Source organism: Bradyrhizobium sp. A11 (assembly GCF_042077125.1).
Classification (GTDB): Bacteria; Pseudomonadota; Alphaproteobacteria; order Rhizobiales; family Xanthobacteraceae; genus Bradyrhizobium; species Bradyrhizobium japonicum_B.
The window spans coordinates 3,570,578-3,592,892 of record NZ_CP149509.1; the positions used below are offsets into that span (position 1 = coordinate 3,570,578).

Sequence of the window (22,315 nt, forward strand, 5' to 3'; positions counted from 1 at the left end):
ACGTCTATAGTCCAGGTCATCAGATGAAACGAACTTCAGTGCGCTCGCGCCTGTTACGACAGACCAAGGTTGGGGATTTTGACATGAAGAAGATTTTGCTCGCACTGACCGCGGTTGCCGCGATGACCGGTTCGGCCTCGGCTGCCGACCTCGGCGCCCGTCCCTACGCAAAAGCCCCGATGCCGGCGCCCGTCGCCAACTGGACCGGTTTCTACGTCTTCGGCGGCGGCGGCGGCGGTCTCTCGAACACCGATCAGCATGTTCAGACCACGGTCGGCGCCGTTCCGCTGACGATCGATCAGCGCCAGGGCGGCTCGGGCTGGTTCGGCACCGTCGGTGCCGGTTATGACTGGCAGTTCAGCGGCACCTGGGTTGCCGGTGTGTTCGCTGACGGTCAGTTCGGCAGCATCAAGGGCACCATCCAGGACCCGATCGCTGGCCTCACCGGCTCTCAGAAGCTGGAAACCTCGTGGGCTGCTGGTGTGCGCCTCGGTTGGCTGGTCGCGCCGAACGTTCTCTCCTACGTCAACGGCGGTTACTCGGGCGCGCATTTCGGCCGTACCAACTTCACCAACCTCGCCGGCACTCCGGCCGGTATCCATCTCGACGGTTACGACCGTCACGGCTGGTTCATCGGTGGCGGCGTCGAGAACAGCCTGAACTTCTTCGGCATCACCTCGCCCGGCTGGTTCATGAAGACCGAGTATCGTTCGGCCTTCTACAACGGCAAGACTCAGAACGAGCTGTTCGATGTGACCAACACGCTGGTCGGCCGCGACATTCGCGCCACCCACTGGAACCAGACGATCTCGACCTCGCTGGTCTACCGCTTCAACTGGACCGGTCCGGTCGTCGCCAAGTACTGATCCGAACGCAAGTTCAGACGTCAAAGCCCCGGCATCGTCCGGGGCTTTTTCGTTATGGAGTGTCGGCAGGCGCTGCTCGCCCTCGGCGACCACACAAAGGGAACTGGGCCACCATCGCCGCCCATGCGGCGTCGGTGATCGCACTGCCCCGCGCACTACGACATGCGGTCCGCGACGGCTCGGGCCGGCACGCCATTGTGTCCAAACCAGAGCTGCGGTTACTGTGCGCCCAAGCTTTCGAGGCCGCAGCAGATCCTTCACGCCGCGAGTCGCGACAGAAGCGGATCGATGGAGGAACGCATGCGCAGATTTCTGCTTGTCGCAGGCCTGTTTGCAACCGCCATCGGGCTGCTCTGGATCGGCCAGGGCACCGGCACCGTCCCCTGGCCGAAATCGAGCTTCATGGTCAGCCAGCTGCAATGGGCCGGCTATGGCGCCGCCATGGCCGGCTTCGGGCTGGTGCTGATCTGGCAGAGCAACCAATAGAACAAATCAGGACATGAAAGCATGACATCCAGCCGGTTCGATCTCCGCGGCAAGGTCGCGATCGTCACAGGAGGCAATGGCGGCATCGGCCTCGGCATGGCGCGCGGTCTTGCCGATGCAGGCGCCGACATCGCCGTGGTCGGGCGCAACGAGGCGAAATCCAAGGCAGCCGTCGAGGATCTCGGCCGGCGCGGCATCAAGGCGATCGCGGTTGCGACCGACGTCACCGACAGGGCCGCGATCGAAGCCATGATTGCCCGCGTGCTGAAGGATCTCGGCCGCATCGACATCCTCGTCAACAACGCCGGCATGAGCATTCGCAAGCCGCCGCACGAGCTCGAGCTCGACGAGTGGAACAAGGTGATCGAAACCAACCTCACCAGCGCCTTCCTGTGCTCGAAGCTCGCCTATCCGCACCTAAAGGCGTCCGGCAACGGCAAGGTGATCAACATCGGCTCGATGATGTCGATCTTCGGCGCGAGCTTCGCCACCGCCTATGCGGCGAGCAAGGGCGGCATCGTGCAGTACACGCGCGCCTGCGCCAATGCCTGGGCGCCCGACAACATCCAGGTCAATGCGATCCTGCCGGGCTGGATCGATACCGACCTCACCCGCGGCGCGCGACAGCAGGTGTCGGGATTGCACGAGCGGGTCCTGGCGCGCACGCCGGCGGGACGCTGGGGCGACATCGACGACTTCTCAGGCATCGCCGTGTTCCTGGCATCGCCCGCATCGAACTTCGTCACGGGCACCGCGATCCCCGTCGATGGCGGCTTCTCGGTGATGGCCTGAGGCGCGCGCGACGCGACGCATGAAAAAAGCCCCGGCATCCCTGCCGGGGCTCTTGAATCTAATGCCTGCCGCGATCAGTACTTCGCCATCACGGGGCCGCCGAACTTGTAACTGACGCCGACCGTGACGGCATTCGGATCACGCAAGGGTCTGTGAGATTGACGTTTCTCTCCACGCAAGGAATGTCTTTCACCACGCAAAAAAGAAAGCCCCGGACCAAGCCGGGGCTTTTGAATTTGGCAGTGCTTTTCTTGATCGTTGGTCGCGTTGCGTCGTCGACGTGCTCAGTAACGGGCGATGGTCGGGGCGTCGAACTTGTAGCTTGCGCGCACGACGGCCCACTGGATGTCGCGCGGCTTGGTGTCGAAGGTGTAGTTCCCCGCCGTCCCGCCGAGCTGATAGGTCTGGCTGCCGAAGGCGGCGTAGTTGTATTCGAGACCCACGATCCAGTTGCGGGTGACGCCGTATTCCCAGCCGGCGCCGATGGTCCAGCCGTTGTGCCAATGGGTCTGTCCGCCCGAGCCCGTCGCCACACCGGTGGTGTCGGTGACAGAGAGACGGTTGTTCACGCCGGCATAGCCGCCTCTAATGTAGAACAGGTTGTTCTGCACGGCGAAGCCAGCGCGGCCGACGATGGTCGCGAGCACGTTGGCGCGCCAGGAGAACACGTCGTCCCCGGCACCGAACGCGGTGTTCGTGAACGAACCGTGGTTGTCGAGGCCGGAGATCGTGCCTTCCATGCCGAACACGTAATTGTTGGCCTGCCAGTTGTAGCCGATCTGGGCGCCGCCCATGACCCCCGCGCTGCGCTGACGATAGCCCTGGCCCGGGACGAGGTCGCCGAACGGCGCGCCGATCCCGTTGTTGATGAACTGCTCGTTGGTCCATGCACCGCCGATGTGGCCGCCGACATAGAAGCCGGTCCAGTTGAACAGCGGCTCCACATAGGCGGGCGCCTTGTTGTAGCGCGCGCCGAGATCGGCGGCGGAAGCAGCGCCGGTCGAAACCAGAGCGGTCGTGCAGGCGAAGGCGGCAATCAACTTGTTACGCATGGTACACCCCGTGTCCTTTGATGGGCGCACGGTCACAGACGGGCGTTACTAAAATTGGAATCAACAGAGTTAACGTGGCGCGCGGGGCCGCGCAGGTCCGCAATTCCGCCCGCGCTGTTGCAGACCTGCAACGCCCGAGGTGCGATTTAACGCGATGTTATCCCTACCGATGTGTTGCGCTAGGGCGCGGCCTTCGAATGCACGTGCTCGGGCCGCACGCCGAGCGCCAGCAGGCGCGCCGGAATGCCCTGGAGCCATGGCAGCGCGGTGATGAGGCGCACGATCAGCGGCACCTTCAGCGGCCGGTCGCCGCTCCGCAGGGCGCCGCTGATGATGTTGTTCTGCACGAGCACCTGCATGCGCTGCGTCATCTTCACCGGGAACTCGCGGCGGCGCCTGACGGCATCGAGCTTGTCCTCGGACGGGCAGCCGCGCTGCAGCTGGTCCGCCAGCAGGTTGGCGGTCGCGACCGCGTCCTGCACGGCAAGATTGACGCCGACGCCGCCGACCGGCGACATCGCATGCGCGGCATCGCCGATGCAAAGCAGGCCCGGCTGCGTCCAGCGCGGCAGCCGGTTGATCGCGACAGTCAGCAGCTTGACGTCGTCGAAGCTCTTCACGTCGGCAATGCCTGCCTTGAGGACCGGGGCCATGCGCACGACGTCGTCGAGCAGCGCTTGCAGCCCCCTCGCCTTCACCGCCTGGTGCTGTCCCTTGGCGATGACGTAGGCGCATTGCCAATAATCGCCGCGATCGAAGGTGATCATCATCTTGCCGGGCTCGACGCGCGCGAACACGTTTTCCGTCTCCTCGGCGTTGCGGCCGGCGCGGAACCACAGCACGTCCATCGGCGCGCCGATCTCCTCGACCGCGAGGCCCGCGCGCTCGCGCACGGTCGAATGCCGGCCGTCGCAGGCGATGGTGAGATCGGCTTCGATGTCGATGAGGCCGTCTGGCGTCTTCGCACGCACGCCGGCGATGGTCTCGCCGCGGCGGATCAGATCGACCGCCTCGGTGCTCATCATCACCTCGAGCGAGGCAAAGCGGCGGCCGGCCTCGCGCAGGAAGTTCAGGAAGTCCCATTGCGGCATGAAAGCGATGAAGGGGTATTTGGTGCGCAGCCGCGAAAGATCGGCGATGCGCACCGGCGTGCCGCCGAACAGGCCGTCCATCTTTTGCAGGCGCTGATGCGGCAGCTTCAGGAAGCCGTCGATGAGGCCGAGCTCGTCCATCACTTGAAGCGTCGAGGGGTGCACGGTGTCGCCGCGAAAATCGCGGAAGAAATCCGCATGCTTCTCCAGCACCACGACCGCGATGCCGGCCCGCCCCAGGAGATAGCCGAGCATCATGCCCGCAGGTCCGCCGCCGACGATGCAGCAGCGGACTTGTTTCGTCCGGTTCGATGATTGGCCGGATGTCATTGCAGCCAGGATTCGCGATGTGAGATCGATCAGATATGGCCGGCAATGTAACGCCGATTCCGATCGAGCGGAGCTTGAAATCTGGATGCGCGATGCCAGCACGGGCCGGCAGCTCGGATCGTGCCGGCCCGTCCGATCCCGGGAATAAGCCGCGCCCCCTGTTGTTATCAGGAGATACGACCCGACACGGGCATCCGAGGGAAACGTTCAACGTGGCATGGTTGCTTGCAGGGGTGGCAGCCTGGCTGACCATCAACATCGCGCTGGTCTATCTGCGCACGCGCCGAGCCCGCGGTGCGGAAGAGAACGAGCCGCGGATCTAGCTTTGCCTGCGGCAGCCGTTCGCGTCAGGGCCGCCGGGCGCCACTTCGGGCGCCACGTGCGCGGCACCAGACAGGCCCGCACCACGCGGGCCTATCCTGGACAGCAGCCAGCCTATTTCTGATCTTCATTGCTGGTCCCGGTGCCCGGGCTGCCGATCGGCAAGCCGTTCGGCGCATGACCGACACCCGCGTTCCGTTCGGCTTGCGCGGCCGATGGCGAGGTGCCGTTTGCGGTCGGCGGCTGCACGTTCGGATTGTTCTGGCTCCTGTTGGTGTTGACGTTTGCCCCGGTCGTGGTGCCCTGCGTTCCCATGCCGGAAGGCGCCGACGGCCCCGAATTGGCGCTGCTGGAGGATGTGCCCATTCCGGCGCCCGAACTCGCCGCGGATCCGGCCCCGCCAGTCCCCGTTCCCGCAGCAGCACCGGCACTGGCACCGCCACTCGCACCGCCGCCTGCTCCCCCTCCTCCTCCGCCGCCGCCACCTCCCTGAGCGAAGGTCGCGGTCGAAAGTGCCGCACAAGCAATGGTCACGAGGATGGACTTGCGGATCATGGATCGTCTCCCTGGTTTGCGGGACAATCCAGGTCGCCCGGAAGTTGTTCCACTTCCGAGCATCACAACCTATCCGCCGACAATCGCCCTCAATTGTTGCTGCGGTTGGCGCTGCGAAAACTCTTGATCTCGGACACGCTGCCGTCGCGATAAGTCAGCTCAACGGAGACTGACTGCGTGCTCGGGGCGAGCTTCATGTAGAGCGGCATGCCGGCGGTGATGGCGCTGGGATCGCGCATGTCGCAGGGCGGCATCTTCAGCACCTGGTTGGGCACGGCGGTGTCGATGCCGATGCGCACCTCGCGGATGGCGCAGCGGTAGGACACGAGGTGCGTGTAGTAGACCAGGAGACCGTTGAAATCGCGGAACGAGAGCCAGCTCGTCGACGTCATGTCGAGGATCTTGCGCTGGTCGCGGATCAGGGCAGCCTCGGGATCGAACCGGATCGGGAACGGCCCCTGCATGTCGCCGGACTGGTCGACATAGCGGACCTCGATGGTGCCGGCTTGCGCATCCCCAGGCAATTCGATCGAGGGATTCGGCATCCGCTTGCGGGTGCGCGGATCGAGCGTGTCGATGAATCCGGTCTCGCGGAAATCGCCCTTGCCGGCCATGCGCCAGGAAATGCCGAGCGTCGGGTCGGCGAACGAGAACACCACGCTCCAGCCGCCATTGTGCCGCGAGAAGCTCGCGATCGGCGCGTTGAGGGTCTCCTCCTTCGGCAGCTGCGGCACCGACACCGGCGGCAGCGCAGCGAGCTTCTGCGGCGCCGGATCGGCCGGCCGCGCGGCGGCGTCCTTCGCCATGCCGCTCAGGAAGACATCGTCGACCATCTGATCGAAATAGACCGGCACCTGCCTGTGCTTCACGGTATCGGCCAACTCGCTGACGGCGCGGCGGGTGCGCTGCGCCACCTGCACGAGGTTCTCGCCGGGCTGGAGCAGCTCCTTGGCGAAGGTGCGCGTGAACACCGAATTGGGATTGGTGTCGTCATTGGACAGACGATCGAGCGCAGTCTGGCGGGGACCGGCCGAGAACACCGAGAACACGCCTTCGGGCAATTGCGTCATCGGCGCGAGCCCGCCGGCGCCGGCAACCGCGCGGGTGCCCTTGCGCTCGAACGGGTTGTTGCGGCAGGCGTCGAACACCAGGATCGAGGTCCGCGCCTTCTTGTTCTGCAGGCGCTCGACGATGCGATCGGCAAGGATCGCGGAGTCACGCACCAGCTCCTCCTGCCCTTCCGTCGCCGCCGGCACGTCGGTCGGCAGCAGGTAGTTCTGGCCCGCGATCTCGAAGCCGTGGCCGGCGTAGAAGAAGAACGCGGTATCGCCGGGCTCGATCGCCTTGTCGAAGGCGAGCAGCGTCTCGGAGAATTGCTGCCGGCTCTGGTTCTCCGCGACCATCACCGAGAAGCCGAGCTGCTTCAGCGTGTCGCCCATGGTGCGGGCGTCGTTGACCGCCTTGAGCAGCTTCGGCACGTTCCTGTAATCGTTGTTGCCGACGACCAGCGCGACCCGCTTCTCGGCAAAAGCCGGAAGCGCAAAGCCGCTCAGGCCCGCCGCGAGGCCAAGGGTCGCCAGAATTCTGAAAAGCCGACGCGTCATCGCAATTTCCCGTTGCAGAACGGCGGAGAGGCCGCTTCCTTCGAACGGCAGTTCATTGGACCCCCTGCCGCTGAGGGATAGTCGGCACAGGCGTAACGACGGTTCAAGGGCCCATGGCATGGCCCCCGGCGACTTCCGGGCGCTGGGGGCACGGATCGGCGTTAGCCGCCGCGCCGGGGCCCGCTCGGTCAATGCGTCGGCCGAAAAACCCTAGCCGCGCCCGAGATTTGGGCAAAAACCTCAGGTTTTTTAGGGCCTTCCCGCGCCTGCTCCATTGACTTTGGCCGATTCCCGCCTATGTTCCGTGGCAACGCGGCTCAGATCGAAGAGCGATTCCTGAGCGTTGCGCTTCGTTCGCGTGAGTCAGCACCCCCAGCTTCTTTGAGAGCGCGCCGTTTCGGGGTGGAACGCGACAGCCTTATCACCCTCGATTCCGAACGGCGGTTTCGACCAGAGGCTCAATGTCCTTTTCAAATCTCGGACTGTCCGAAAAAGTCCTCGCCGCAGTGGCGGCCACCGGTTACACCACCCCGACCCCCATCCAGGAACAGGCGATCCCCCACGTCCTCGCACGCAAGGACGTGCTCGGCATCGCCCAGACCGGCACCGGCAAGACCGCGGCCTTCGTGCTGCCGATGCTCACCATCCTCGAAAAAGGGCGCGCCCGGGCACGTATGCCCCGCACCCTGATCCTCGAGCCGACCCGCGAGCTCGCGGCCCAGGTCAAGGAGAACTTCGACCGCTACGGCGCCGGGCAGAAACTGAACGTCGCCCTGCTGATCGGCGGCGTTTCCTTCGGCGACCAGGATGCCAAGCTGACGCGCGGCGTCGACGTGCTGATCGCAACCCCCGGCCGCCTGCTCGACCACACCGAGCGCGGCGGCCTCCTGCTCACCGGCGTCGAGCTGCTCGTCATCGACGAAGCCGACCGCATGTTGGACATGGGCTTCATCCCCGACATCGAGCGCGTCTGCAAGCTGGTCCCGTTCACACGCCAGACCCTCTTCTTCACCGCGACCATGCCGCCGGAGATCCGGCGCATCACCGAAACCTTCCTGCACAATCCGCAGAAGGTCGAGGTCTCCAAGCCCGCCACCACCGCCGTCACCGTCACGCAGGTCCAGGTGCCTGCCGGCCGCGAGGCGCACGAGAAGCGCGAGCTGCTGCGCCGCCTGCTGCGCGAGGCCAAGGACCTCAAGAACGCGATCATCTTCTGCAATCGCAAGCGCGAGGTCGCGGTCGTTCACAAATCGCTGCAGAAGCACGGTTTCAGCGTCGGCGCGCTGCACGGCGATATGGATCAGTCGGCCCGCACGGCCGCACTCGAGCAATTCCGCAAGGGCGAGCTGCCGTTGCTGGTCGCCTCCGACGTCGCCGCCCGCGGCCTCGACATTCCCGAGGTCAGCCACGTCTTCAATTTCGACGTCCCCCATCACGCCGACGATTACGTCCACCGCATCGGCCGTACCGGCCGCGCCGGCCGCACCGGCACCGCGATCTCGATCGTGACGCCGCTCGACCAGAAGTCGATGGTGGCCATCGAGAAACTGATCGGCCAGAGCATTCCGCGCGCCGAAGGCGACTACGAAGTCCAGGCCGAATCCTCCGACGGGTCCGAGCGTCCGCGCGAGGCGCGTAGCCGCGAACGTTCACGCGGCGGACGCGGCAAGCCGCAGCGCGGCCGCGACCGTGAGCGCAGCCACGAGCCGCGCGAGGCGCGTAGCGAGGCAAGGCATTCCTCTGAAGCAAGGCATTCTGAAGCGAGGCATTCGTCCGAGACGAGGCAGCCCGCCGAAGCAAGGCATCGGGCCGACGAGAAGCCCGCCGGCGAGCCGCGTCGCGGCGCGCGCCAGCAGGCCAACAATGCGCATGTGCCGTCGATCGGCCGTCCCGAACCGCGCCGCCAGCGCGAGGCCGATACCGAGCCCGGCGATCATTCGCACCTGCCGGCGTTCTTGCTCCGGCCCGTGCGTTCGTCTCCCGCCGGCGCCTGAAGCGCGGGAGCGCGCTCCAGGTTTCAGTTGCGGAAACAGGAAGCACACGTTTTTAGATGCTTCGTGAACGTATATTTACGGGGCGTTCACGATCGTCCGTTAGCCTACGAACATAATTTAAGCATTGCTGCGGTCGCCGGCGCTCCGACCGCTGTGGGGTATGTTCTGTGGTCAAGGTGCTCGACGAACACGAACGCACGATGGCGTTCGCCGAAGTTGCGCTCGGTCAGATCCGATCGCTTCGGCAGACGGCGATTCCCCGCAATTACGAGATCTGGTACGTTTACGCGACCGGCTACAACGCTCCGCTCAACAAGATCGTCAACGAGACGCTGGCGCGCAGCGGCAAGCTGACCGAGGCCGACCTCGAGCAGATCTACGAGACCTATCTCTCCCACATCAAGACCACCGACCGCATCGACAAGGTCGGGGCGCGCGTCATCGGCGAGATCGACGACGTGATGAAGGTCTTGAGCGACGCCCTCGGCATGACCGGGTCCTACGATACCACCCTGTCCGGCGCGGCCGCGAAGCTGTCGTCGCCGAGAGCCGCGACCAGATCAAGACGATCGTCGAAACGCTGCTGCGCTCGACCAGCGAGATGCGCGAGACCAACAAGGCGCTGGAAGACCGCCTGGCGCTGTCGAAGAACGAGATCAGCAATCTCCAGCAGAGCCTGGAGGCGATCCGCGCCGAAAGCCTGACCGATCCTCTCACCGGGCTTGGCAACCGCAAATATTTCGACCGCATGATCGACATGGCGGTGCAGAGCGCGCTCGCCTCGGGCGAGCCGCTGTCGCTGCTGCTGTTCGACATCGACCACTTCAAGTCGTTCAATGATTCCTACGGCCATCTCACCGGCGACCAGGTGCTGCGGCTCGTCGGCCTGTCACTGAAGCAGACCATCAAGGGCCAGGACATCACCGCGCGCTATGGCGGCGAGGAGTTCGCGGTCGTGCTGCCCAACACCGCGCTGCGGCAGGCCCTCACGGTGGCCGACCACATCCGCCGCGCGGTGATGGCGAAGGAATTGAAGAAGAAGTCCACCGGCGAGATCCTCGGCCGCGTCACCATCTCCGTCGGCGTCTCCATGCTCAAGCCGAGCGACGACACCGACGCGCTGATCGAGCGCGCCGATGCCTGCCTCTACGCCGCCAAGCGCAACGGCCGCAACCGCGTGATCTGCGAGGCGGATCCGGAATACGCGGTCGAGTCGCACAGCCGCGTGGCGTAGATCTCCATCAACTGCCGCAGGGTGCCGTAGGGTTGGCAAAGGCGCAAAGCGCCGTGCCCACGTATAGTCCGTGGGCACGCTCCGCTTTGCCCGCCCTACGGCACCGCCGCTTGACTTTGTTCCAGCTAGAACAAACATCTGACATGACTGTGCCTTGGCCGCCTGCACCCGAGCTCGCAAAGGGACTTGTCGTCATGTTCAATCCCCATGACTTCCACACACCGCAACCCTCCTACAGCCGGGACGATCTGCTGAGATCGAGCGAAGGCGGCTATTTCGGCCCGGGCAATGCGCAATTGCCGGCACCGCCGATGCTGATGATGGATCGCATCACGGAGATCAGCATGGACGGCGGCGCGTTCGGCAAGGGCCATATCGTCGGCGAGCTCGACATCACGCCAAGCCATTGGTTCTTCGATTGCCACTATCGCGGCGACGCGATGATGCCGCCCACCCTGGGGCTCGACGCCATGTGGCAGATGATCGGCTATTGGCTCGGCTGGTCGGGCTCACCGGGCAAAGGCCGCGCCATCGGCGTCGGCGAGGTGGAGTGCACCGGCACGGTGACACCCGACACGAAACGCGTTCGCTACGAGGTCGCGATGCGCATGGTCCGGCGCGGCAAGCTGGTGCTCGGAATCGCCGACGGGCGCGTGCTGGCCGACGGCGCGTCTGTCTTCGTGGCGAAGGATATGCGCGTCGGCCTGACCAAGGCCGCGGACTAGCCCCCGGTACCCATCAAGCCGCTGGCCGCTGATGTCTGCTCACGCCCCAATAGCAGAGGTCGCGACGGGCCAAACGCAGACGTCGCCAGTCGTCGCGACAATTAACGCCATTCGATTCCGTATGCATCAATGGGCTGCTGAAAGCCTTTGAGATGGTGGGCACCCAAGCTTGACACTTGCACACGATCTCGGATGCAATCCTGTACAGCCTTTGACACGAGAATGGCATCGGGGTCGGCCAACTGACACAAACGAGCGGCCAATTGAACGGTCGCACCGAACAGGTCGTTGCTGTCAGCAATCGGCTCGCCGACATCGATGCCAATTCGCACCTGAAGCTTCTCCTTGCTCGCCAGATTGAAGGCTTCAAATGCGCGCTGGATGGCGCGGGCGCATTGCACGGAGGCAGAGGCGTCGGCAAAGGATGCCATGATACCATCGCCGGTGTGCTTCACCACATGCCCGCCCTCGTCCTTCAAGGCCCGGCGCACCAGCGCGTCATGAGCCCGAACCATCTCCACTGAACGGGCATCGCCAAGACGCTCCGTCATGCTGGTAGAGCCAACGATGTCGGTGAACATGATAGCTCGCAGCGCCGAATCGAATTTGACATCGTCTGCCGCGCCGCTAGGGGCCGGGTCGGACACCCTCCCCAGAAACGCCTGGACCGCCGAGAGGTCCACTTCGATGACATCTTTCGCTACGTCGCCGTGAGCTTCGTCATGAACCCTCATCGCCGTTCGGATATCCGGTGCGTCAATGAGACAGAAGCCCGTACCGCGCGATTCATCAAACCAGTACGTTAGAAAACGAACGCCGTATCGATCTTGCACTTCCAAATCTTTGCGATGCGCCTCGGCGATATCGGCGGCGGTCAGCCCCGAGAGATCGTGTCGATCAAGGAAAATTGGCATCGGCAGCACCCTATCCAATTCTTCGAAATATGGCCTGAAGTCTGCACTAAGCTTGAAGTTCCCGAAAGGCCAATCCCTGCGTCCTGATGTCAGCTCCGGGTCAGAAGCCACCGCACTAGCGCCCGGCTGCAAACTTCCGGTCTGCTCCTGTGAACCGACATGCAGCGGCACTTCGCCATCGGAGGCGATGGGCCACAAGCCGCTATTTCGACCAGCTGCCGCTGTATCGTATTCGGAGGCCAAACAGGCAGCCCACCCAAGGGTAGCGCAGAGGATTTGCGCTAGGCCGCCGCTCCTTTGGTCCGGACTGGCTGGGCATCGTCGCGGTGCGTGGCAAGATGAAGCGGCTTCCTCTGGTGACAGATCAGTGGCCGCGATGAGCGAAGTGCGAATCCGGCGATTTCACCCGCAGCGTATGAAGGTCAGACAAGCCTGCTTACCTAACGAGACCCCATCGCTTTTTGTTGACTCGCGCCGCGAATGGGCAAATCCTTCCAGTAGCCCGAATTGCCGTTGCCGATTTTATTACTTTAGGCCTCGGCGCCCCCGCTTCTGGCGCCGCCCGCCAAATCATCTGAGTAGACCGGAGGGGCCGATGCGTGCACTCGCCTTGAGAACCGTCTCTCTTCTCGCCCTTGCTACTTTAATTTCGATCTCGGTCACGCCTGTAGTGCGAGCGCAGGACGCGACCGACGAGCAGTTTGGCAAGGTTCACTTCCAGACCACATGCAACGAGGTGGCGCAGCGGCGTTTCGATCGCGGGATGCGCTACCAGCACTCGTTCTGGTATCGGCCATCCAAAGAGATTTTCGAGGAGACGTTGCTGGCTGATCCGGAATGCGCGATCGCTTACTGGGGCATTGCCCTCAGCCTGCTGTACAATCCGCATTTTCCCGCGCCGAAAGAAAATCTCGCCGCGGGCCTTGCAGCACTGCAAAAGGCAAAGGCACTCGGCGCCAAGAGTGAACGCGAGCGCGACTATATCGATGCGCTCCTGGCCTTCTATTCGGGCGACGAAAAGACGACGTTTGGCCAGCGCGCACAGGCCTATCTCAAGGCAACCGAAGCGGTCGCCGCGCGCTATCCCGATGATGACGAGGCGCAGATCGCCTATGCTATCACGCTTAATGTCACGGCATCACCAAACGACAAGACCTATGCCAACCAGCTCAAGGGCGCTGCCATCCTGGAGCCAATCTTCAAGCGTCAGCCGCGACATCCGGGTGTCGCGCACTACCTGATCCACCTCTACGACTATCCGGCGATCGCGGAGCAAGGCCTGGACGCCGCCAAGCGTTATTCCGAAATCGCGCCGGCGGCGCCGCACGCCTTGCACATGCCGTCGCACATCTTTACCCGCGTTGGCTACTGGAAGGAATCCATAGAGGCCAATAGCCGTTCCGCCAAAGCTGCCAAGGAGGGCAAGGACCCAAGCGAGCAGCTGCATGCGGACGACTATATGGTATACGCTCTGCTCCAGCTTGCGCAGGACAGCCGGGCCCGAGACATTATCGCGGACATGGTCACGACCACGGGCTATGCCCCTTCCGTTCGCGCGGGGCCCTACGCTATCGCGGCAAGCCAAGCGCGCTACATGGTCGAGCGTGGCGATTGGCAGGGCGCTGCCGCGCTGAAGGTTGAGCCGAGCCGGTTTGCCTATGTCGATGCGATCACTTATTTCGCCCGCGCTCTTGGCGCGGCGCGCTCCGGCAATGCAGACGCCGCAACGGCGGACATCGCCAAGCTCGCAGAGTTGCGGGACAAGCTGCAGCAAGACAAGGACAACTATTGGACTGAGATCGTCGACATTCAGCGGCAGGTCGCCACGGCCTGGCAGCTCAACGCCCAGGGAAAACATTCCGAAGCGTTGGAGGTGATGCGGCTTGCTGCGGAAGCCGAAGACAAGACCGAAAAATCCATCGTGACGCCTGGGCCGCTTGCCCCGGCACGCGAGCTTTATGGGACCATGCTGCTCGATCGTGGCATGGCCACGGAGGCACTGGTCGCTTTCGAAAGCACCATGCGCAAGGAACCGAACCGCTTTGGTGCGACGGTCGGCGCCGCTCGCGCCGCAGAGAAAGCGGGGGATGCGGTGAAAGCACGTCAGTACTACCGGAAAGTCGTGGAGATGGCGCGCGATGGCGACACATCGCGGGAGGACCTGGCGGCCGCACGAAAGTTCATGGCCCAGAATTAACAACATTCGCCGCGATCAGCTTCCATGCGCCTGACAAGAAAATTCGTCTCGGTTAGCTCAGCCACAGCACTACTTTGCGCAGCCGCGACGGTCTGGATGTTGAAATCCAGCGAAGCGCCTCGCGCAACTGCGTCCGGCGAGGTCCGGCCGGTGTGGACAGAAACCAATTGGCCTTTCGGGATAGATCCCTGGGGAAAGGGTAAAGCGTTCCGCTGCAAGGCCGAGGATTGCGGGAGCGAGGTCCAGCTCTACGTTCGCGCGAAGCTCGGCTTTTGCAATTGTGCCACCGGGGTGGCCAACGATGGCGACCTCGAGCAAATGGGTGACCTGGCGCTGATTGGCAAGACGACGCCGGTCGGAGCCGGACGAGAGATCGTCGTCGGTCCGATGCGTGGGCGCAGCCGGGCCTATCGCGTCGACGGAAGGAGCGGCGGCGCGCTCTCACTCGCCTTCAATCAACGGTGCGACATGGTGGCCGCGACGGCCTTGACCGGACCGGGCGCGCCCGCGTCACTTGAGCCGGCTGTGCTGGCCTTTCTGAACAGTGACCGCATGTTGAAGTGGGCCGAAATCGCGCTTGGCTTATGACTTAGCCGAAGTCGGCTTTTTCGTTCAGGAGAATAACAGCTCGCTTCATTACGCATCATCCCGGCTGAACCAGCGGAATGGCCTACTCTGCATCGTACCTCCTGAAGTTCTCGCGATGGGTTCTTGTAATAGGATCGTTCCAGTGCGGTCCGACCGACTGCAGGAATTTCTCTCGCTTCCCTAGCCGGCCAATGCAACGTCGGTGACCTTAAGCAGTTGTGCTTCGATCTCGCTCTATGGGTCACAAGCGGTCTAGCCACGACCGCTCAGAAGATCAGCTTTGGGTCATAAGCGGCCCTCAGCGGGCATCGCCGTGTACGTCAGCTACGGCCCAGGAGCTGACCTTCGGTGCCTCGATGGAATTCCGGCACAGGTCATAAGTCGGGCGTCCCGATCCGCTGTTCACCATGGCTTAACCCTGCGCACTGAGTTGCCGGATTGGGCCGTTGATCCAGCCTCGTTCAGCCGACCACCCGCAACCTTTGATTACCTTTTCTCCAGCAGGTTGCGTGGGCGTGGGAAAATGGATCCATTGATATGACGGCCGTCGAGTTGCCTGCGGATGCGCCAGGGCAGAGATTCGCTGCGTCCCGTGTCCGCGTCCTCTGCATCCTCTTCTTCTTTTCCGGCTTCCCGGCGCTGATCTATCAACTGACCTGGCAACGAAGCCTGTTCCGGATCTTCGGCGTCAATTCGGAATCAGTCACGATCATCGTGACCGCCTTCATGCTCGGGCTCGGGCTTGGCAGCCTGTGCGGCGGCTGGATATCCCGACGCACCAACGTCAAGCCGTTGTTGCTGCTCGGGGTGATCGAGCTTGCGACCGCCGCATTTGGATTGGCCTCGCTCCAGATCTTCGAGAAGGTGGGCGCCATGGTCGCAGACCTGCCGCTGCCCGCCCTTGCCGCCATCAACCTCGTCCTGGTGCTGCTGCCGACCCTTCTGATGGGCGCAACGCTGCCGATCCTGGTCTCGTATCTGGCACGTATGACCGGCGAGATCGGCGACGCCGTCGGCACACTCTATTTTGTCAATACGCTCGGCGCCGCTGCCGCGTGCCTCGTATGCGCCACCCTGATTTTCCCTTTTCTCGGCATGCATGAGGCGATCACGATCGCGGCTGGAATCAATCTCGTGGTCGGCGCCGGTGCGATCGCGGCGCACATCCTCTCTGGTCCCGGCGCGGCGCCGGAGTCTCGAACGTCGACCAAGGCTCCGGACACCCAGCCGATCCTTGGCATGGGTGTCGTCGTCCTGCTCGCGATGGCGGGTGGATTCATCTCGTTGTCCTACGAGATCTACCTGTTCCGCGTGATGTCGTTTGCCTCGGGATCGAGCTCGCTGGCATTTGCGATAACGCTCTATGCTTTCCTGACAGGTATCGCGGTCGGCGCGCGAAAGGCCGGACAGTCCTGCAGGACGCTCGCGCCGCAGGATGCCTTGCGCCAAGCCGCGAGCGATCTGATCTGGGCCAATTTGTTCGCCGCCATATTCCTTCCGTTGATGACGCAATTGGCCTGGGTCGGCGCCGGCGCGATCGGCATCGCCGTCGCGATCACCTACCTGATCGCGCGGCAATGGGGTGCGCTGCTCCCCTATCTTTCGCAGTTTGGTATCGCGACCGACGAACGAATCGGCCAGCGGACAGCGCTGCTTTATTTCGCCAACATCGCTGGCTGCGCCAGCGGGGCGATCCTTACGGGCTTCGTGCTGACGGAGTATCTTGGAATCAGGCAGATCGCGGCGATGCTGCTCGTCGGCGGCACGATGGCCGCATTTGCATTGATTGCGCTTGCCCCAAGGCAGGAGCGAAATCGTCTTGGTTATCTTGCCATTGCGGTTCTCGTCTTCGGCCTCGGCGCAAGCGCCTTGTTGAGCCAACGGCTGCTGGAAAATCTGCAGGCGAAGACGCTCGCCGACCACGACTTCGCGCAGATTGTCGAGAATCGTAGCGGCATCATCACCGTCGACAACGACGGCACCGTCTTTGGCAACGGCATGTATGACGGCCGCTTCAACACGGATCTGAAGTCCGACCGCAATGGCATCATCCGGCCGTACGCGCTGAGTCTCTTCCACCCCGCACCACGGCAGGTGCTGATGATCGGTCTCTCGTCCGGTTCATGGGCCCAGGTCATCGCCCACAATCCAGACGTGGAATCGCTCACGATCGTCGAGATCAATCGCGGATATCTCGAGCTGATCGCAAAGCACGACGATGTCAGGTCGATCCTGAGCAATCCCAAGATCAGGATCGTCGAGGACGACGGACGCCGTTGGCTCCGCCACCATCCCGACGCCCGTTTCGATGCGGTCGTCTCCAATACGACGTGGCATTTCCGCGCCAACGCCACCAATCTGCTGTCGTCGGAATTCCTTGGCCTTGTGCAGCAACACCTCAAGCCCGGTGGAATTTTCTTCTACAACACCACCAATTCGCGGCGCGCTCAGCGCACAGGCTGCACCGCATTTTCCTACGGCGCCCGGTTCTTGAACCATATGGTGGTGTCGCAGACCCCGATCGCGTGGGATCATGATCGCTGGCGACGAACGCTCGAAACCTACCGCATTGACGGCAAACCCGAATTTTCTTCCGATGACGCTGACCGCGCTCGGCTCGACGCCCTGATCGCCGACTTTCGTCAGGATGGTTCCACGATCGAACCATGTCCGCAGCTGCTGGAGGCGACCACCGGCCAAACCCTCGTGACCGACAACAACATGGGCACCGAGTGGCGCTACTTTCTCGGTTTGGAGTGAGCCTGCCTCCGCGGCGCTATGGACTTCTTCGCCGCGACCTTCCTCGCCACCCTCTTCCCCTTCGGCCGCTTCTTCACCTTGGCGCGCTGGGCGGCCGCGAGTGCCGCCCTCGCCCATTGCACGAATTCCTCGGAATCGTCGAACAGCCGCGCCGGCAGCTCCCAGTAAGAGTTGACCACCACGGTCTTGGCGCGGGTCGAATACTGAAACGGCTTTGAGCCTTCGGCCTCGAAGTCCGGGATGGTCACCTCGTCGGCGCGGAAGAACAGGCCGGCGCGCAAGGACAAGGCGAAGTTGATGCCGTCGGCGGAGATGCCGAAGCCTGAAAACATCTTGCGGATGGTGACGGGGCCGAAATCGGCGAACAGGTCGATCAGGAATTCGCGGTCCATGGCCCAACACTCTCCCGGAGTCGTCCCCGCGAACGCGGGGATCCCAGCGCGAGCGCTTCGCGCTCGTCGCGATTTCCACAGGGAGAAGTTTAGCGAAGACTGTTCGTCATGCCAGTGTCGGTACGAACACCGCCGACACCGATAGATCACGCGGTATGGGTCCCAGCCTTCGCGGGGACGACAACGGAGGGCTTGGCGCGATTCGGGCTACCCGTCGATCTTGGCCGGCCGCAGCTCGACCGACTCGCCGCAGCCGCAGGCGGAGATCTGGTTGGGGTTGTTGAAGACGAACTGGGCCTGCATCTTGTCGGCCCTGTAGTCCATCTCGGTGCCGAGCAGGAACAGCACGGCCTTGGGGTCGACCAGGATCTTGACGCCCTTGTCCTCGACGACCTCGTCGGTCGGCCGGATCTCGTGGGCATATTCGACCGTGTAGGACTGGCCGGCGCAGCCGCCGTTCTTCACGCCGACGCGCAAGCCGACGATCTCGGAATCCGCACGCTGGGTCAGCTCGGTGATGCGCTGGGCGGCCGCATCCGTCAGCCGCATCACCTGCGGGCGCGGACGCCGCGGCTTCGGAGTGGATGCTGGGGTCGAACCTGACGAAATCTGGGTCATCTTGTCTATCTGGTCCGTTGCGGAGCGAATTCAATGCCGGTGGTGCGCGTCACCACATGTTGAGGACGAGCCGGGCCTCGTCGCTCATGCGCTCGGGCGACCACGGCGGCTCCCAGACCACCTTGACGTCGACCACGCCGACGCCGGGAACGCTGGCCACCGCGTTCTCGACCATGGTCGGCAGCTCGCCGGCGGCGGGGCAGTTCGGCGTCGTCAGCGTCATCTGCACGTCGACGGAGCGGTCGTCCTTGATCTCGACCTTGTAGATCAGGCCGAGCTCGTAGATGTCGGCGGGAATTTCCGGGTCGAACACGGTCTTGAGCCCGGCGATGATCTCGCGGGTCAGCCGCTCGGTCTCCTCCGGCGGCAGCGCCGAATGGGTCTCCATCGGATTGGCTTTGATTTCGGCCGTGTCACTCATGCGAACAAATCCCGCGCCTTCAACAGCGCCTGTGCCAGATGATCGACTTCTTCCCGCGTATTATACATGCCGAACGAGGCCCGGCAGGTGGCCGTCACGTTGAACCGCTCTAAAAGCGGCATCACGCAATGGGTGCCGGCACGCACCGCGATGCCCTGGCGGTCGATCACGGTGGCGACGTCGTGGGCGTGCGCGCCCTTGAGCTCGAAGGAGATCACCGGGCCCTTGCCCCTCGCCGTGCCGATCAGGCGCAGCGAGTTGATCTCGCGCAGGCGATCCTGGGCGTAGGCGGTGAGATCGGCCTCGTACGCGGCGATGCGTTCCTTGCCGATCGAGTTGACGTAGTCGATGGCGGCACCAAGGCCGACGGCCTCGACGATCGCCGGCGTGCCCGCCTCGAACTTGTGCGGGGGATCGCCATAGGTGACGACATCGCGCGAGACTTCGCGGATCATCTCGCCGCCGCCGTTGAAGGGGCGCATCGCGACGAGGTGGTCGTACTTGGCCCAGAGCACGCCGATGCCGGTCGGCCCGTACACCTTGTGGCCGGTGAAGACGTAGAAGTCGCAGCCGATGTCCTGGACGTCGATCGGCAGATGCACCGCGCCCTGGCTGCCGTCGACCAGCACGGGAATGCCGCGGGCGTGGGCGATCCTGACGACGTCCTTGACCGGCACGATGGTGCCGAGCGCGTTCGACATCTGGGTGATCGCGACCAGCTTGGTCTTGGCGGTGAGCAGCTTCTCGAATTCCTCGATCAGGAAGTTGCCTTCGTCGTCGACCGGCGCCCACTTGATCACCGCGCCCTGGCGCTCCCTGAGGAAATGCCAGGGCACGATGTTGGAATGGTGCTCCATGATCGAGATGACGATCTCGTCGCCTTCGCCGATGTTCGGCCCGCCCCAGGACGACGCGACCAGGTTGATCGCCTCCGTCGCGTTGCGGGTGAAGATCACTTCCTCAGGTCGCGGTGCATTGATGAACTGCGCCACCTTGGTGCGGCCGCCCTCATAGGCTTCGGTCGCCGCGTTCGCGAGGTAATGCAGGCCGCGATGCACGTTGGCGTATTCGCTCGTATAGGCCTGCGTCATGCGCTCGAGCACGGCGCTCGGCTTCTGCGCCGAGGCGGCGTTGTCGAGATACACGAGCGGCTTGCCGTAGACCTGCATCGCAAGCGCCGGAAAGTCCTGGCGCACGCGCGCGACGTCGTAGGCGCCGTTCCTGACCGCGGGATGCGTGCTCATTGGCGCCGCTCCAGCCAGCGCTCGGCGATACCGATCACATGCTCGCGCAAGGCCTCGTCGGCGATCTGCTCGACCGCCTCGCCGACGAAAGCCTGGATCAGCAGCGCCTGGGCCTGCTTCTCCGGCAGCCCGCGCGCCTTCAGATAGAACAGCAGGCTGTCGTCGAGCGCGCCGGCGGTGGCGCCGTGGCCGCAGGAGACGTCGTCGGCAAAGATCTCGAGCTCGGGCTTGTTGTCCGCCTCGGCCTCGTCCGAGAGCAGCAGCGCACGGGTCATCATCTTGCCGTCGGTCTTCTGCGCGTCGGGACGGACGATGATGCGGCCCTGGAACACCGAGTGGCCGCGGTCGTCGATCACGGCGCGGAAGATCTCGCGGCTGACGCAGTTCGGCACGGCGTGGTCGACCACCAGCGTGGTGTCGCCATGCTCGGTTTTCTTCAACAGGTTGACGCCGTTGGCCGAGAGCTCGCTGCCCTCGCCCGCCAGCGTGATGAAGCCCTGCAACCGGCTCACCGCAGCGCCGGTGGTCATGTTGAAGAAATTGTACTTCACGTTGGCGCCGATGGTGACGAAATGCGATGTCACGTTAACAGCGTCAGGCGCATCGTCCATCAGGCGGATGTGGGCGACGTCGGCATCATCGCCGACCGAGACGAGCACGGCGTCGTTGACCTGGTAAGCCACGGCGTCCGCCGCAACGAAGGTCTCGACGAGAGTGGCGCGAGCCCCCTTCCCGACCACGATCTGCGAGCGGGTGAACGCCGACGCTGACCCGGCGGCCGCGATGTGGATGATCTGGATCGGCGCGGACAGCTGTGCGCCGTCGGCGATCGACAACACGAATCCGTCGGTCGCCATCGCCGCGTTCAGCGCAATCACCGCATCGGTGGCCGCGGTCTTCAGCAGGCCGGCGTCCTTGTCGAGCGTCTCGCGCAGGGTCTTGAAGCCTGCCTCGGCGGCAAGCGCCTTGACGTCGGACAGATCGGCCGCGAACACGCCATCGACCAGCACCAGCTTGCGGGCGCCGTCGATCGCATGCGCCTTCACCGCGTCCGCGGCGCGCTTCAACGCGGCCGCATCGGGCGCGGCGGCCAGCGGCAGCACCTCGCCGACCAGCGCGCGCAGGTCGGTGTATTTCCATTCCTCGATCCGGCGGTGCGGCAGGCCGAGACGCTCATAGGTCTCGAACGCGTCGCGGCGCACGGCGATCACGTCAGGCGAACCCGGCAGCCGGCCCTCGGCGCTGGTGAAGAGATCGCTCACCGCGCGGCTCGTTCCGGTCTTTGCCACAGCAACGTTCATTGCAAACAATCCTTACGCGGCGTCCTCGAACTGGGCGTAGCCGGACGCTTCCAGCTCCAGCGCCAGCTCCTTGCCGCCGCTCTTCACGACACGGCCCCTGGACATCACGTGCACGACGTCAGGCACGATGTAGTTCAGCAGCCGCTGATAATGGGTGATGACGACCATCGAGCGCTTCGGCGAGCGCAGCGCGTTGACGCCGTCGGCCGCAATGCGCAGCGCGTCGATGTCGAGGCCGGAATCCATCTCGTCGAGGATGCACAGGCTCGGCTCGAACAGCGCCATCTGCAGCACCTCGTTGCGCTTCTTCTCGCCGCCGGAGAAGCCGACATTGACGCCGCGCTTGAGCATGTCCTGCGGGATGTTCAGCGACTTCGAGACTTCGCGGACCTTCTTCAGGAAGTCCGGCGTCGAATATTCATCCTCGCCGCGCGCCTTGCGCTGGGCGTTCAGCGCGGTGCGCAGGAAGTTCATGGTGGCGACGCCAGGAATTTCGACCGGGTACTGGAACGCCAGGAACACGCCCTTGGCGGCGCGCTCGTTCGGCTCCATCTCCAGGAGATCCTCGCCCTTGAACAGGATCTGGCCGTCGGTGACCTCATAGCCTGGCTTGCCGGCGATGACGTGCGAGAGCGTCGACTTGCCGGAGCCGTTCGGCCCCATGATCGCGTGCACCTCGCCCTCGTTCACGGTCAGCGTCAGCCCGTGGAGGATCTCACGCTCCTCGACACGAACCTTGAGGTCTTTCACTTCAAGCAAAGCCATGGTCTTGTTTCCATCTATCCCCTCACCCCAGGGAGCGCCGAAGGCGCGTCTCGAAGGGCGAGGCC

General features: G+C 63.9%; 20 protein-coding genes and 1 pseudogene. 9 read left to right on the top strand and 12 right to left on the bottom strand.

Features of this window, described 5'->3' with window-relative positions:
• The first annotated feature begins 83 nt into the window (after window positions 1–83).
• From WI560_RS16565 to WI560_RS16575, 3 genes are all read left to right on the top strand, one after another.
• The gene (locus WI560_RS16565; RefSeq protein WP_375304057.1) at window positions 84–866 is read left to right on the top strand and encodes an outer membrane protein; all 783 of its coding nucleotides are present in this window, start codon (window positions 84–86) and stop codon (window positions 864–866) included.
• Window positions 867–1,166: 300 nt separating this feature from the next.
• A complete protein-coding gene (locus tag WI560_RS16570) occupies window positions 1,167–1,352 on the top strand; it encodes a hypothetical protein (RefSeq protein ID WP_257179551.1) in 186 nt (61 codons plus the stop codon).
• A gap of 21 nt (window positions 1,353–1,373) precedes the next feature.
• A complete protein-coding gene (locus tag WI560_RS16575; RefSeq protein WP_257179550.1) occupies window positions 1,374–2,144 on the top strand; it encodes an SDR family NAD(P)-dependent oxidoreductase in 771 nt (256 codons plus the stop codon).
• A 284-nt stretch (window positions 2,145–2,428) separates the two neighbouring features.
• Here the strand turns inward: WI560_RS16575 and WI560_RS16580 are convergent, their stop codons facing one another.
• From WI560_RS16580 to WI560_RS16595, 4 genes are all read right to left on the bottom strand, one after another.
• A complete protein-coding gene (locus WI560_RS16580) occupies window positions 2,429–3,196 on the bottom strand; it encodes an outer membrane protein (RefSeq protein ID WP_375304058.1) in 768 nt (255 codons plus the stop codon).
• Window positions 3,197–3,375: 179 nt separating this feature from the next.
• On the bottom strand, window positions 3,376–4,617 hold the full coding sequence (locus WI560_RS16585) for an FAD-dependent oxidoreductase (protein ID WP_375304059.1): 1,242 nt from the start codon (window positions 4,615–4,617) through the stop codon (window positions 3,376–3,378).
• 435 nt (window positions 4,618–5,052) lie between these two features.
• Complete coding sequence (locus tag WI560_RS16590; RefSeq protein ID WP_257179546.1) at window positions 5,053–5,304, bottom strand: hypothetical protein; 252 nt, start codon at window positions 5,302–5,304, stop codon at window positions 5,053–5,055.
• A 278-nt stretch (window positions 5,305–5,582) separates the two neighbouring features.
• Window positions 5,583–7,097 (bottom strand): caspase domain-containing protein, encoded by a 1,515-nt coding sequence (locus tag WI560_RS16595; RefSeq protein WP_375304060.1) that lies wholly within the window; start codon window positions 7,095–7,097, stop codon window positions 5,583–5,585.
• A gap of 461 nt (window positions 7,098–7,558) precedes the next feature.
• Here WI560_RS16595 and WI560_RS16600 point away from each other — a divergent pair, with 461 nt between their 5' ends.
• From WI560_RS16600 to fabA, 3 genes and pseudogenes are all read left to right on the top strand, one after another.
• The gene (locus WI560_RS16600) at window positions 7,559–9,091 is read left to right on the top strand and encodes a DEAD/DEAH box helicase (RefSeq protein ID WP_375304061.1); all 1,533 of its coding nucleotides are present in this window, start codon (window positions 7,559–7,561) and stop codon (window positions 9,089–9,091) included.
• Between the two features lie 167 nt (window positions 9,092–9,258).
• Window positions 9,259–10,325, top strand: a pseudogene (locus WI560_RS16605) (GGDEF domain-containing protein).
• Between the two features lie 194 nt (window positions 10,326–10,519).
• Window positions 10,520–11,050, top strand: coding sequence for a bifunctional 3-hydroxydecanoyl-ACP dehydratase/trans-2-decenoyl-ACP isomerase (gene fabA / locus WI560_RS16610; RefSeq protein WP_375304062.1), 531 nt, complete (start codon window positions 10,520–10,522; stop codon window positions 11,048–11,050).
• A gap of 101 nt (window positions 11,051–11,151) precedes the next feature.
• Here fabA and WI560_RS16615 read toward each other — a convergent pair whose 3' ends face one another.
• Complete coding sequence (locus tag WI560_RS16615) at window positions 11,152–11,964, bottom strand: nickel-binding protein (RefSeq protein ID WP_126260615.1); 813 nt, start codon at window positions 11,962–11,964, stop codon at window positions 11,152–11,154.
• 595 nt (window positions 11,965–12,559) lie between these two features.
• On the opposite strand from WI560_RS16615, the gene WI560_RS16620 reads away from it, so the two are divergent.
• Together WI560_RS16620 and WI560_RS16625 are read left to right on the top strand one after the other, a co-directional pair.
• A complete protein-coding gene (locus WI560_RS16620) occupies window positions 12,560–14,161 on the top strand; it encodes a hypothetical protein (protein ID WP_375304063.1) in 1,602 nt (533 codons plus the stop codon).
• 96 nt (window positions 14,162–14,257) lie between these two features.
• Window positions 14,258–14,749 (top strand): hypothetical protein, encoded by a 492-nt coding sequence (locus WI560_RS16625; protein ID WP_375304064.1) that lies wholly within the window; start codon window positions 14,258–14,260, stop codon window positions 14,747–14,749.
• A 647-nt stretch (window positions 14,750–15,396) separates the two neighbouring features.
• Here the strand turns inward: WI560_RS16625 and WI560_RS16630 are convergent.
• Window positions 15,397–15,624 carry a hypothetical protein gene (locus WI560_RS16630; protein ID WP_375304065.1) on the bottom strand — a complete coding sequence of 76 codons (228 nt, stop codon included), beginning with the start codon at window positions 15,622–15,624 and terminating at the stop codon, window positions 15,397–15,399.
• Here WI560_RS16630 and WI560_RS16635 point away from each other — a divergent pair.
• Window positions 15,623–17,509, top strand: coding sequence for a fused MFS/spermidine synthase (locus tag WI560_RS16635; RefSeq protein ID WP_375304066.1), 1,887 nt, complete (start codon window positions 15,623–15,625; stop codon window positions 17,507–17,509). The two genes, WI560_RS16630 and WI560_RS16635, sit on opposite strands and share 2 nt — an antisense overlap.
• Here WI560_RS16635 and WI560_RS16640 read toward each other — a convergent pair.
• The 6 genes from WI560_RS16640 to sufC all read right to left on the bottom strand — a co-directional run bounded on the left by WI560_RS16640 (window position 17,488) and on the right by sufC (window position 22,250).
• Entirely contained in the window at window positions 17,488–17,901 is a 414-nt protein-coding gene (locus WI560_RS16640) for a TfoX/Sxy family protein (RefSeq protein WP_375304067.1), read from the bottom strand. The two genes, WI560_RS16635 and WI560_RS16640, sit on opposite strands and share 22 nt — an antisense overlap.
• A gap of 207 nt (window positions 17,902–18,108) precedes the next feature.
• Entirely contained in the window at window positions 18,109–18,519 is a 411-nt protein-coding gene (locus tag WI560_RS16645; RefSeq protein ID WP_080672183.1) for an iron-sulfur cluster assembly accessory protein, read from the bottom strand.
• A gap of 49 nt (window positions 18,520–18,568) precedes the next feature.
• Entirely contained in the window at window positions 18,569–18,940 is a 372-nt protein-coding gene (locus WI560_RS16650) for an SUF system Fe-S cluster assembly protein (RefSeq protein WP_018641712.1), read from the bottom strand.
• Window positions 18,937–20,184: a cysteine desulfurase gene (locus WI560_RS16655; protein ID WP_375304068.1), complete on the bottom strand. Its 1,248-nt coding sequence runs from the start codon at window positions 20,182–20,184 to the stop codon at window positions 18,937–18,939. The genes WI560_RS16650 and WI560_RS16655 overlap by 4 nt, the downstream gene beginning before the upstream one ends.
• The gene (sufD, locus tag WI560_RS16660) at window positions 20,181–21,485 is read right to left on the bottom strand and encodes a Fe-S cluster assembly protein SufD (RefSeq protein WP_375304069.1); all 1,305 of its coding nucleotides are present in this window, start codon (window positions 21,483–21,485) and stop codon (window positions 20,181–20,183) included. The genes WI560_RS16655 and sufD overlap by 4 nt, the downstream gene beginning before the upstream one ends.
• Before the next feature lie 12 nt (window positions 21,486–21,497).
• On the bottom strand, window positions 21,498–22,250 hold the full coding sequence (sufC, locus tag WI560_RS16665; protein ID WP_375304070.1) for a Fe-S cluster assembly ATPase SufC: 753 nt from the start codon (window positions 22,248–22,250) through the stop codon (window positions 21,498–21,500).
• Between the last annotated feature and the right edge of the window lie 65 nt (window positions 22,251–22,315).

Bases quoted from the DNA above. Each gene is read 5' to 3' on its own strand.
- WI560_RS16565 (WP_375304057.1), top strand. From the start codon at position 84: ATGAAGAAGATTTTGCTCGCACTGACCGCGGTTGCCGCGATGACCGGT.
- WI560_RS16570 (WP_257179551.1), top strand. From the start codon at position 1,167: ATGCGCAGATTTCTGCTTGTCGCAGGCCTGTTTGCAACCGCCATCGGG.
- WI560_RS16575 (WP_257179550.1), top strand. From the start codon at position 1,374: ATGACATCCAGCCGGTTCGATCTCCGCGGCAAGGTCGCGATCGTCACA.
- WI560_RS16580 (WP_375304058.1), bottom strand. From the start codon at position 3,196: ATGCGTAACAAGTTGATTGCCGCCTTCGCCTGCACGACCGCTCTGGTT.
- WI560_RS16585 (WP_375304059.1), bottom strand. From the start codon at position 4,617: ATGACATCCGGCCAATCATCGAACCGGACGAAACAAGTCCGCTGCTGC.
- WI560_RS16590 (WP_257179546.1), bottom strand. From the start codon at position 5,304: ATGGGCACATCCTCCAGCAGCGCCAATTCGGGGCCGTCGGCGCCTTCC.
- WI560_RS16595 (WP_375304060.1), bottom strand. From the start codon at position 7,097: ATGACGCGTCGGCTTTTCAGAATTCTGGCGACCCTTGGCCTCGCGGCG.
- WI560_RS16600 (WP_375304061.1), top strand. From the start codon at position 7,559: ATGTCCTTTTCAAATCTCGGACTGTCCGAAAAAGTCCTCGCCGCAGTG.
- fabA (WP_375304062.1), top strand. From the start codon at position 10,520: ATGTTCAATCCCCATGACTTCCACACACCGCAACCCTCCTACAGCCGG.
- WI560_RS16615 (WP_126260615.1), bottom strand. From the start codon at position 11,964: ATGCCAATTTTCCTTGATCGACACGATCTCTCGGGGCTGACCGCCGCC.
- WI560_RS16620 (WP_375304063.1), top strand. From the start codon at position 12,560: ATGCGTGCACTCGCCTTGAGAACCGTCTCTCTTCTCGCCCTTGCTACT.
- WI560_RS16625 (WP_375304064.1), top strand. From the start codon at position 14,258: ATGTTGAAATCCAGCGAAGCGCCTCGCGCAACTGCGTCCGGCGAGGTC.
- WI560_RS16635 (WP_375304066.1), top strand. From the start codon at position 15,623: ATGGTCGCAGACCTGCCGCTGCCCGCCCTTGCCGCCATCAACCTCGTC.
- WI560_RS16630 (WP_375304065.1), bottom strand. From the start codon at position 15,624: ATGGCGCCCACCTTCTCGAAGATCTGGAGCGAGGCCAATCCAAATGCG.
- WI560_RS16640 (WP_375304067.1), bottom strand. From the start codon at position 17,901: ATGGACCGCGAATTCCTGATCGACCTGTTCGCCGATTTCGGCCCCGTC.
- WI560_RS16645 (WP_080672183.1), bottom strand. From the start codon at position 18,519: ATGACCCAGATTTCGTCAGGTTCGACCCCAGCATCCACTCCGAAGCCG.
- WI560_RS16650 (WP_018641712.1), bottom strand. From the start codon at position 18,940: ATGAGTGACACGGCCGAAATCAAAGCCAATCCGATGGAGACCCATTCG.
- WI560_RS16655 (WP_375304068.1), bottom strand. From the start codon at position 20,184: ATGAGCACGCATCCCGCGGTCAGGAACGGCGCCTACGACGTCGCGCGC.
- sufD (WP_375304069.1), bottom strand. From the start codon at position 21,485: ATGAACGTTGCTGTGGCAAAGACCGGAACGAGCCGCGCGGTGAGCGAT.
- sufC (WP_375304070.1), bottom strand. From the start codon at position 22,250: ATGGCTTTGCTTGAAGTGAAAGACCTCAAGGTTCGTGTCGAGGAGCGT.